We start from the raw sequence: 10938 nt of genomic DNA, 5'->3' as shown, positions 1-10938 counted from the left end.
TTCTAGGAGATAGATAACTAGTGTGAGGATCAACTTCACGCGAGAAAGCATTCATGTACAACTGGAATACATCTTCACTATGCGTTTGAGTTAAACGTTTAACTGCGTTGTTATAACGTTTACCTAGTGTTTCCTGTATTTCATTCCAGTTTTTACCTGCTAGCTTTAGATTCAACGCATCGTATTTAACACGCTTACGCCAAATTTCATTTAACTCTGCTTGATTTTTTGGCCACTCAAGTTCCGAGCGATCAATAACAAAGTCTTCATCTTTATCAAATTTAATCTCCGTATCTAATTGCGAGATCGCAAACTGATAACGGTCAAAACGACGTTGAAGGACTTTATTAAAAATATCAAATGCACCCGATGTATCACCAGATTTCAATTGATCATCAAACTGATTTCGCCAGCGTTCGAATTGCTTTACATCAGAAGCAGTTAGAAAGCTTTTGTTATAGTCGAGCATTTCGATATAACGATCGAATACCTGACTAGAGAATTTATCATCAAGTGAAAAATGCTTGTAGTGAGATCGGGTAAAGCGTGATGCCACCCTCTTACTCGCAGTTGCATGTTGTTGCTCTGGTGCAAGTTGCGGCAAATTACTTAATGAATACTTAGCCTCTAAGGCTTGCGCTGAAGCTGCCAGCATCATGCCGGCAGCTATCAGTGAGAAACGGAATCGACAATTCATGCGTCGCGCATTCTCCCTTTATGAACGCAGGTGCTCCGCTTTAACAGCCATTACTAAGCCGTTATTTAAGCGAACACGCACATCGTCCTTGTTAATTTCAACAATAGTTGCCGGCATGTTACCTGAGCCCATATTCACTTGTACGTTCTTACCAACAATAACTTCGTCAGCTTTTAGTACAGGTGTAGTCTCAACTGGCTTCTTATTAACTTTAGCCGTTTTTGGCTTAATGTTCTTAGGTTTAGCAGTTTTTGCGCGAGTTTTTTTCGCATCGCCTTCTTTAGCAGCTTTAGCGATAGCCTGCTCTTTACGGCGAGTACGTACTTTTGCTTTGCTTTCTTCTAAGGCTTTAAGTGCGTGATCAACGTGTTCTTGCTCAAGTACATCACACTCATTTCCATCAAGATCAACACGACTTACACCAGCTTTAACGCCGTGAAGGTAACGCCAGGAAGATGTGTATTGACGTAATGCTGTACGTAGTTGCGTCTTACTTACTTTTGGGTCATCACTTAAGCGCTCAGCAAGATCTTGAAAAATACCGATCTTAAGTGGTTTAGCTTCACCCTCAATAGTAAAACATTTAGGGAAACGCTCAGCAATATATGCAATAACTTCTTTACTGTTCGTTAACTTTTCAGAGTTTTCCATGGACTTTCCTGACATAAACGAGATTTGCTCGTTATTAGTGCTTTGTTCAAAAAGAAATAGTGGGGGCTATTATAATTACCTAATAAGGAAAAACCACCGAAAGCATGAAATTAGAGTACTTTTTGTAGCTCTGTAACAAAAGAAACTAGACCTTGTTCATCATTTTGGTCAAATCTTGACAAATCTGGGCTATCAATATCCAGCACACCAATACATTTTCCCCCAATATTTAATGGGATAACGATTTCAGACTGACTTACCGCGTCACAAGCAATATGTCCAGGAAACGCATAAACATCATTGATACGCATTACTCGGTTATCTTTTACCGCTGTACCACATACCCCTTTACCAACAGGAATACGAACACAAGCAGGTTTTCCCTGAAATGGACCGAGTACAAGCTCATCATTTTTTAATAAATAAAAGCCAACCCAATTTATGTTCTCTAACTCCATATTCAACAACGCGCTAATATTAGAAAGATTAGCAATGAGATCTGATTCACCTTCAACTATCGCTAAAGCTTGAAGTGTCAGACGGTTATAAAAAGAACCTGTATTTTCCATAGCATACGCCTTACATAATCGTTAAAATGAAAACACTTAACAATAATAGGAATCATTATCACTGTGAAGCATTCATTCCCCACTATGATTAATTGGTCTTGGCTTTTTATTCAAGCAAAAAAACATCGGCCCCGTCTTATCACCGCTAATATTATTGCTGTTATTGCCACGTTGATTAGCGTACCAATTCCATTACTTATGCCATTAATGGTCGATGAAGTATTGCTGCATAAGCCTGCTGAAGGGATCCAATATTTAAACCACCTTCTTCCCGAACAATGGCAATCGCCCACTGGCTATATCTTATTAGTGTTATTTTTAGTTGTCTTAATGCGTACAGTAAGCCAAGCATTGAACATTTTACAAAGCCGTCAGTTCACACTTGTATCAAAAGAAATCACCTTTAATTTACGTCAGCATTTATTGGATAAATTAGGGCGTATTAGCATGCGCCAATACGAAGAAAAAGGCAGCGGTGGTATTACCTCGCACCTTGTAACTGATGTTGAGACTATCGATAAATTTGTCGGAGATACGTTAAGTCGCTTTATTATCGGTTTGCTCACCGTCGTAGGTACGGCAGGTGTTTTACTATGGTTAGATTGGCGACTCGGGTTATTCATTCTTGTCATTAACCCTATTGTTGTTTATGCATCGAAGATGATGGGCAACCGCGTTAAAAACCTAAAGCGTCAAGAAAATCAATCTTATGAAAAATTCCAACAGCGTTTAGTCGAAGTATTAGATGGCATATACCAATTACGCGCATCTAATCGTGAGCGTGAGTTTTTATCCCAACTAAAATCGCAAGCGAATGACATACGCCACAGTGCTGATAAGTTTGCGTGGCAATCAGAGGCTGCAGGACGTATCTCTTTCTTATTGTTCTTAGCCGGTTTTGAAGTGTTTCGCGCCGCAGCAATGTTAATGGTGCTTTTCAGTGGCTTATCTATCGGTGAAATGCTGGCTGTCTTTAGTTACTTATGGTTCATGCTTGGGCCTGTACAAGAGTTATTGGGGATTCAATTTTCTTGGTACAGTGCGTCTGCAGCCATGCAACGTTTGAATACGTTGTTAGCTTTAGAAGAAGAAGTTCGCCCTACCGCTACCGTATATCCTTTTAACAATAATGAAGCTCTAGACATTAAAGTAAGAAATGTACGTTTTTCTTATGACAACGATAAAGAAGTGCTGCGAGGTTTAAATATTGATATCCCGGCTGGAAAACGTGTTGCTCTTGTGGGGGCATCAGGTGGCGGTAAATCAACCTTAATTCAATTGCTGCTTGGAATTTACCAAAAGCAATCAGGTGATATTTTTATTAATGGTCATCCAATTGAAGCGGTCAGTTATGAATCTCTTCGTGAACGTATGGCTGTCGTGCTCCAGCAGCCCGTCTTATTCAACGATACGTTACGTCATAACTTAACATTGGGTGGTGAATATACTGATGATGAACTCTGGAATGCTTTAGACATTGCTCAACTTACAGATATGACAGAGCGTTTAACACACGGCCTTGATACTGAAATTGGTCGGCAAGGTATTCGTTTATCCGGTGGTCAGCGTCAACGTTTAGCGATTGCCCGCATGATCTTATCTAACCCTGACTTTGTTATTTTAGATGAAGCAACATCAGCGTTAGATACTTCAACAGAAGCTGCATTACATAAAGCACTAAATGGTTTTTTAAAGGATAAAACTACCTTGATTGTTGCCCACCGATTATCGGCTGTAAAACAAGCCGATTTAATCTATGTTTTAGAAGATGGACTAGTCAGTCAATCAGGTACACATACTGAGTTAGTGAGCCAACATGGGTTATATCGAACACTTTACGGTTCAATTCAGTCACCTAATAATGATGTTGAACAAACAGATCAACAACTTCCAGTAGCAAGAATCGGTACAAAATAATATAGTATCCTTCCTTGACGCTCATGGGCTATCATTCACTGTATTTTTATAAACGTGTGAATTTTTATTTCGTGAGCGTTTTTATATCTCGCTCTTTTGCAAAGGAAACAACGTACTATGTCGACGGCCAGACGCTGCCCCGGTTGCAATTTACTTGTGCTCCCAGAGGTGGCTCAACAAGGACACAGTGCTTACTGTCCCCGTTGCCAAACACGTTTGTATCGTGGGGGAACAGCAAGATTTAATGCGGAACTAGCGATAGCCGCTGCGGGTTTAATTCTTTTTATTCCAACCATGACTTTACCGTTAATCACAATACGATTATTCGGACAGATGATCCCAGCGACACTCCCATCTGGCACCCTCACACTTTCAGAAAATTTTCCTGGTGTTGCCGCATTAATCTTATTTTGTAGCGTTATTGCCCCACTATTAGTCATAGGATCGGTTTATAGCGCCCAATATTCACTGAAATTTCGTCATTTCGCCCTATTTAAAGCATCAACATGGGTTCTTAACCATTTAAAGCAATGGGTTATGCTCGATGTCTTTTTAGTCAGTCTCGCCATTGCTTGTTTTAAAGTCCAAGAGGTCGCAGAGATTAATATCGGTCTTGGGTTGTACTGTCTAATTACCCTACAGATATTATTTCTAGTCTTACTGACTCGCATCAGTGTTCGTCGGTATTGGGATGCATGGCAACCTGAAGATGAACATATTAGTGATGACTTAGACACCCTTTGTACTACATGTCATTTAACGCAAGAACACCTGACCCATTGCCGCCGCTGTAACAGTGCATTGCATGATCGTATTCCACATTCAATTCAAAAAACATGGGCGTATTTAATTTCAGCGAGTATTTTTATTTTACCTGCTAACCTTTATCCCATTTCAATTTTTATGAATAACGGTAAACGTATTGAAGATACTATTTTTTCAGGTGTCGCTGAACTCGTCAGAACGGGAATGACAGGGATCGCAGCAATAATCTTTATTGCCAGTATTATTGTTCCTGTCGCGAAAATTTTAAGTTTGGCTTATATCCTTTTAGCCATTCAGTTCAAACGAAAAACACATCATCTATTACGCATGCGAGTATTCCGTGCAGTGCACTGGATAGGTAAATGGTCGGTAATGGATCTTTTTGTTATCGCCATCATGGTCACATTAATTGATCGTGGACAAGTTCTTGATTTCACGCCGGGACCAGGGGCAATCGCCTTTGCCGTCGTGGTAGTATTAACAATGTTAGCAGCAGAAAGTTTAGATTCTCGCCTGATATGGGACAATTATGAACAACGATCCAAATAACGAACAACCCAAGAAGGTGAAAATTCGCCGTGATCGGGGTCTATCACCGCTGTGGCTGTTACCGCTATTAGCATTAATACTTGCCAGTTGGTTACTGTATAAATCAGTGAACGAAGCTGGTGAACGTATTCAAATTCACTTTAGCGATGCTGTGGGTTTAGTCGCAGGTAGAACGACAATTCGTTATCAAGGTCTTGAAGTCGGTATTGTAAGAGATGTCAGCCTATCAAAAGATCTTAAGAGTATTTACGTTACTGCCGACATTTATCCTGAAGCGGTAAACATTCTTCGTGAAAACACCCGGTTCTGGCTAGTTAAACCTAAAGCTTCAATAACAGGTATATCAGGCTTAGATACATTAGTTTCAGGAAACTATATCGCTTTACTACCAGGTGATGGTCCAGAAGCGACCAAATTTACTGCATTGGAAAACCAGCCCGCAGATACGCCATTAGAAGATGGTTTAAAGCTGCAATTAAAAGCACCGAATCTTGGTTCGATCAGTATTGGCTCACAAATTTTCTATAAGAAGATCCCTGTCGGTGAGGTTTTCAATTACGCCCTTAGTGATAACAAAAAAGAAGTCATTATTGATGCGTTAATCAAACCTAAGTATGCCAACCTCGTTACAGAAAAAAGCCGTTTCTGGAATGTGAGTGGAATGCGTGCTGATATCGGTTTTAATGGTGTTGATGTCCAGTTTGAAAGCCTATCAGCATTAATTGCAGGTGCTATCGCATTTGATTCGCCTGATAAAGGTAAAGTCATTGAAGCAAATCACCTGTTTAAACTCTACCCTGATATCAATACAGCTGGTCGTGGTATTGCTATCACAATAACCCTGCCAGATAACAGTGATATTAGCGATTCGGGCTCGCCAATCATGTATCGTGGTTTACAGATAGGTAAAATCACCGATGTAAGCCTTGATGAAAAAACTAATAAGATTATCGCACATGCTGCGATTGAGCCTAGCATGCGTGAGTACTTAAATAGCGGCTCTCGTTTATTACTCGAAGAAGCTGAAGTATCACTTAATGGTGTTAAGAATATCGGTAATCTTGTACGAGGTAATTTCTTACGTTTAATACCAGGTAAAGGCGAAAATACACGCAAATTTACAGCAATTACCCGTGACACATTAGAAGAGCAGCAACCAGGCGTAGCAACCTTCAAACTGTATGCTGATAAAAGTTTTGGTATTAAACGTGGCACCAAATTACGCTTTAAGGGATTAGATGTTGGACGAATTACTAACGTTGAGTTATCTGGTGATCGTGTAAGCTTTGATGTATTAGTTCAACCTGAGTACACCAATTTGATCCGAAGCGGTAGCCGCTTTTTCGTTGATGGTGGTGTCGATGCCAGTATTTCAAGCAAAGGTATTGATGTTTCTATTCCGCCAGCCGATCAATTGATCAGCAGTGCGATTAGCTTCACTTCTATCGGCAGCAAAAAAATAAACAAAAGCTATACCCTATTTAAAAGCCGTAATCTTGCCGATCTTGCGGATGAAAAACTTAAAGGCTATAGCAGCATTAGTTTATTTGCTGAAAAGTTACCTCCCATATCAGAAGGTAGTCCCGTACTGTACCGTAACTTACAAGTAGGTGAAGTGAGTGATTTTGCCTTAAAAGATAACGGGGTGAGCATTAAATTAAACATCGAGAAAAAATACCGTCATTTGATAACTAACCACACCGTATTCTGGAACCGTTCAGGTATTGAAGTAGAAGCTGGATTAAATGGTGTTAAGTTAGTCACGGATCCCCTCTCTACACTTATCAAAGGGGGTATTGCCTTTGATAACATCGAGCAAGTGACTAATCGTATAGGCTCTAAATACAAACTTTACCCAAGCTTAAGCTCAGCGCAACATTTCGGACAGCTGATTACTTTAACAGCCAATGATGCACGCTCTGTCTCTAACAATACTGAGATCAAGTTCCAAGGCGTAACCATTGGTAAAATCATTAACATCGAACCCGAATTTCATACAAACAAAGTGAAAATACAGGCTCGTTTATATCCTAAATACGCTCAAAAAATCGCAAAATCAGATAGCTACTTTTGGGTGGTTAAACCGAAGATCAGCTTAAGCGGTAGTGAAAACTTAGATTCATTACTGAGTTCTTACATTGCTGTTCAACCGGGTAAAGGCCACTTTGCTGATACCTTTAAGCTAGGCTCTGCAGAGTTGTTTAACTCCCGTGTCACAATCGTGTTAGAAAGTGAAGAGCGTGATTCAATCAGCGAAGGAACACCACTGCTCTATCGTGATATTCAAGTTGGACAAGTTGTTGATGTTTCACTCGGTGACTTAGCGGACCGTGTCATTATAAAAGCCCAACTTGAGAAGCAATACCGCCATCTAGTGCGTAAAAACACTGTATTTTGGAATACCTCTGGTGTGAATGTTGATATCGGTATTACAGGTGCCAATATAAAAGCAGGCACGTTTGATAGCCTATTACGTGGCGGAATTGCCTTTGCTACACCCGAAAAGCAACCACTTGAACCACAAGTTAAAGCAGGAACACACTTCTTACTACATAAAAAAGCAAACCCTAAATGGTTAGCATGGCGTACTGCTATTCCTGAGCGTTAACAGCTAAATCAAACAAAATAAAGAGCACTTCGGTGCTCTTTTTTATTCAGAAAAGCCTTTATTACGCTTTGTATTAGCAAAAACTGCAATTCATACCAATCTGTTATAAAATCAGCATCATTAGCTAGTTAATAGAGATCCTTCCTTTGCATCCGAATATTCACATCCCTGACGCATTTATCGATTTAATCAAGCAAACCATGCCTGAGCATTTAGATATCGATGAATTTATTGCTTGTTGTAAAACACCTCTTCGTCGCAGCATTCGCGTCAACACACTTAAGATTAGTGTTGAGGATTTCTTAGTGCGTGTTGCAAATCGAGGGTGGACATTAACGCCAGTTCCTTGGTGTGATACCGGCTTTTGGATTGAACGAGAAGATGAAGATACTGTGTCTCTTGGCAATACCGCAGAGCACATGGCAGGACTTTTCTATATTCAAGAAGCAAGCTCGATGATGCCAGTCACCGCGTTGTTAAAAGATAATAACGCATTAGACTGTGTATTAGATATGGCATCAGCACCAGGTTCTAAAACCACCCAAATCGCATCTGCAATGCAAAACCGTGGCGCACTGGTTGCCAACGAGTTGGCCGCAAGCCGTATTAAAGTACTTCATTCAAACTTACAACGCTGTGGTGTTCACAATGCGGCGCTGACCCATTTTGATGGTTGTGTATTTGGCACATGGGCACCTGAATCTTTTGATTCGATCTTATTAGATGCGCCATGCTCTGGTGAAGGTGCAATTCGTAAAGATGAAGATGCGATGGCAAATTGGAGCCTAGCTTCTATTGATGAAATTGCCGAAGTACAACGAAACCTCATTATTAGCGCCTTCCAAGCTCTGAAAACTAGCGGTGTTATGGTGTATTCGACATGTACATTAAACCAAAGTGAAAACCAAGACGTTTGTCATTTCTTAAAAGAAAAATTTGGCGATGCTGTAGAATTTGAACCACTCAATACCTTATTTGATGGCGCTGATAAATCACTCACTGAAGACGGTTTCCTACACGTTTACCCACAGGTTTTTGATAGCGAAGGTTTCTTTGTCGCTCGTATTCGCAAGCTAGCACCTGTTGAAACCGACAGCGTTAAAAAGCGTATGGGTAAATTCCCATTTACTCAGCTAAAAGAAAAAGAACAACAAGAGATTGCCCAACAGCTAAAACAAAATTTAGATATTACCTTACCTGAGCAACACGATGTTTGGTTACGTGATAAAGAAGTTTGGCTATTCCCTTCTCTGCTTCGTACTTTAATTGGTGAGATTCGTTTCCAACGTATTGGTATTAAGCTCGCAGAACAACATAAGAAAGGCTATCGCTGGCAGCATGAAGCAGTGATGACATTGGCAACAGGAAAAGAATCTACAGCTATTGAACTTAATGTTGAACAAGCTAAAGAATGGTTCATGGGACGCGATATTCGCCCAGAAATACCAGCTGGCAAAGGTGAAGTGATTGTTACTTACCGTGATTACCCGATTGGTATTGGTAAATGGGTAAGCAACCGTATTAAAAACGGCTTACCCCGTGAATTAGTTCGCGACACTAACCTGTTTGATATTTAAGATAAAAATATCGTTAATGTCATATAGCATCGTTAATGGTAATTTTATTAAATGCAATAACTGGAAAATAAACATTATTCTACTAACATTGAAAGTGTAATCAAACTCCATTTACTAACCAGTTAGCGCAAGGCTCTTACGAGAGCCATTCCCCTAGGCCCGAGACAGGAGTCGTTTCGGGCTATTTTTTGCCTCAAGTAATATTTCCAATCAGCGATAAAATTTTAAAGCTCAGCACTATAGATATTGTTGTTACTTAAGATAGATATAAAAAAACCGAGCATTACGCTCGGTTTAATTTAACTAATATAAGCATGCTATATCTTTTGCACACTCTCAACTTTTGAGTGCTGAGAATTAGTGTTTATGTGCAACGATTTCAGCTTTCTTCAGCTCTTTTACTGACTTGCTTACTTCACGACGCTCTTTCGAAAGCTCTGCACTGATAATGATATGATCATCAACACGATCTTCGTAATCGCCTTTCATGTTTTCAACAATTTCAACGATTTGATCATGGCTCATATCGGCCTTAATGTAATCCATCAAGTTCTCTAATAACTCAACACGCTTACGGTTATCACGAATCTTACGATCGTTATCTAGAATTTCGCGTTTTAGTTTGTTTTTACGACGTGTTTGACGAACGAGTTCAAGGATGTTGTTCATGTGTAGTCCTTAGTCTGAAAATAAAACCTTGTGAAACTGATTTAATGCAAGGGATAAAATAATGCACTTCCTAGTACATAACCGTCGAGTCTCAGTTTATTACTGAAATCGTTATATCAGAAAGTCATTCGTAAACTCAAGCAATACTCATGATTAAATGCTCAATGATGATTCTATGAACATCAACTTATGTTTCTCGCTTAAATATCGCACAAGCTGATCAACAACTTTTTGATATTTTACAATAAATCGCCTTATTTTTATTAATAATTATGACAATCAGACAATAGATGTAATGTGCAATAACAAAATGGTACCTTTTGTGAAATCTCCCACAAAAAAAAACTTCCTGTATTTGCAAATGGCATATCAACGCCTACTCTTGAGATAGACCAGTACTCGTTTACAACTATGTAATCTGGACAAAGATAACTTCCTAGAAGTGTTCAAGCTCAAATAGCGTAGTAACCCGATATTGGCAACACAGTGTTTGATGTAAAGTTTATCAGGAGAGAACATGTCAAAAGCAACAGGTACCGTTAAGTGGTTTAACGAAGAGAAAGGTTTTGGTTTTATCACTCAGGATAACGGCGGTGCTGACGTATTTGTACACTTCCGTGCGATTACTGGCGACGGTTTCAAAACCCTAACTGAAGGGCAAAAAGTTTCTTACGAAACAGAGCAAGGTCCTAAAGGTCTACAAGCTGCAAATGTTGAAAAAGCATAAACACTTGCTTATCTATCGCTTGCGTTAGTTCACATAGCACTTGATAAAAGGGTCTTCGCGGCCCTTTTTTTTACAAACAATCATCTCCCCACCTTACCCAAATAGATATAATCGACTATTTATTTGTAATTTATCAGTTAAAAACACAAGATTAGAGCACGCTTATAGATATTGATAGCCCTGTTATTATTAAAATTCCTGATAGGTAT

8 protein-coding genes and 1 pseudogene are annotated in these 10938 nt (G+C 39.6%); 5 read left to right on the top strand and 4 right to left on the bottom strand.

Translation table 11 applies throughout. The annotated features are described in order from the left end of the window. The 3 genes and pseudogenes from SKA34_RS11085 to SKA34_RS11075 all read right to left on the bottom strand — a co-directional run. Positions 1 to 697: pseudogene (locus SKA34_RS11085) on the bottom strand (tail-specific protease); the annotation flags it as partial. Positions 698 to 715: 18 nt separating this feature from the next. Then, entirely contained in the window at positions 716 to 1348 is a 633-nt protein-coding gene (gene proQ / locus SKA34_RS11080) for an RNA chaperone ProQ (RefSeq protein WP_005367900.1), read from the bottom strand. Between the two features lie 110 nt (positions 1349 to 1458). After that, entirely contained in the window at positions 1459 to 1917 is a 459-nt protein-coding gene (locus tag SKA34_RS11075) for a GAF domain-containing protein (protein ID WP_006645621.1), read from the bottom strand. Between the two features lie 84 nt (positions 1918 to 2001). Here SKA34_RS11075 and SKA34_RS11070 point away from each other — a divergent pair, with 84 nt between their 5' ends. From SKA34_RS11070 to rsmF, 4 genes are all read left to right on the top strand, one after another. After that, complete coding sequence (locus tag SKA34_RS11070) at positions 2002 to 3834, top strand: ABC transporter ATP-binding protein (protein WP_006645620.1); 1833 nt, start codon at positions 2002 to 2004, stop codon at positions 3832 to 3834. 117 nt (positions 3835 to 3951) lie between these two features. Continuing rightward, positions 3952 to 5148 (top strand): paraquat-inducible protein A, encoded by a 1197-nt coding sequence (locus SKA34_RS11065; protein ID WP_006645619.1) that lies wholly within the window; start codon positions 3952 to 3954, stop codon positions 5146 to 5148. Beyond that, the gene (locus tag SKA34_RS11060) at positions 5129 to 7756 is read left to right on the top strand and encodes a PqiB family protein (protein ID WP_006645618.1); all 2628 of its coding nucleotides are present in this window, start codon (positions 5129 to 5131) and stop codon (positions 7754 to 7756) included. The genes SKA34_RS11065 and SKA34_RS11060 overlap by 20 nt, the downstream gene beginning before the upstream one ends. 146 nt (positions 7757 to 7902) lie before the next feature. After that, positions 7903 to 9333, top strand: a complete 1431-nt coding sequence (gene rsmF, locus SKA34_RS11055) for a 16S rRNA (cytosine(1407)-C(5))-methyltransferase RsmF (RefSeq protein WP_006645617.1) — start codon at positions 7903 to 7905, stop codon at positions 9331 to 9333. A 357-nt stretch (positions 9334 to 9690) separates the two neighbouring features. Here rsmF and SKA34_RS11050 read toward each other — a convergent pair whose 3' ends face one another. Further along, positions 9691 to 10002, bottom strand: coding sequence for a DUF496 family protein (locus SKA34_RS11050; RefSeq protein WP_005367912.1), 312 nt, complete (start codon positions 10000 to 10002; stop codon positions 9691 to 9693). A gap of 517 nt (positions 10003 to 10519) precedes the next feature. Here SKA34_RS11050 and SKA34_RS11045 point away from each other — a divergent pair. Next, positions 10520 to 10729: a cold-shock protein gene (locus SKA34_RS11045; RefSeq protein ID WP_005367915.1), complete on the top strand. Its 210-nt coding sequence runs from the start codon at positions 10520 to 10522 to the stop codon at positions 10727 to 10729. Positions 10730 to 10938: the final 209 nt, after the last annotated feature.

The sequence above is a fragment of the Photobacterium sp. SKA34 genome, assembly GCF_000153325.1.
Taxonomy (GTDB): domain Bacteria; phylum Pseudomonadota; class Gammaproteobacteria; order Enterobacterales; family Vibrionaceae; genus Photobacterium.
This window is presented reverse-complemented; position numbering and strand designations above follow the sequence as displayed.

Coding starts and splice junctions, on each gene's coding strand:
- SKA34_RS11065 (WP_006645619.1), top strand. CDS start 3,952: ATGTCGACGGCCAGACGCTGCCCCGGTTGCAATTTACTTGTGCTCCCA.
- proQ (WP_005367900.1), bottom strand. CDS start 1,348: ATGGAAAACTCTGAAAAGTTAACGAACAGTAAAGAAGTTATTGCATAT.
- SKA34_RS11070 (WP_006645620.1), top strand. CDS start 2,002: ATGATTAATTGGTCTTGGCTTTTTATTCAAGCAAAAAAACATCGGCCC.
- SKA34_RS11060 (WP_006645618.1), top strand. CDS start 5,129: ATGAACAACGATCCAAATAACGAACAACCCAAGAAGGTGAAAATTCGC.
- SKA34_RS11075 (WP_006645621.1), bottom strand. CDS start 1,917: ATGGAAAATACAGGTTCTTTTTATAACCGTCTGACACTTCAAGCTTTA.
- SKA34_RS11050 (WP_005367912.1), bottom strand. CDS start 10,002: ATGAACAACATCCTTGAACTCGTTCGTCAAACACGTCGTAAAAACAAA.
- SKA34_RS11045 (WP_005367915.1), top strand. CDS start 10,520: ATGTCAAAAGCAACAGGTACCGTTAAGTGGTTTAACGAAGAGAAAGGT.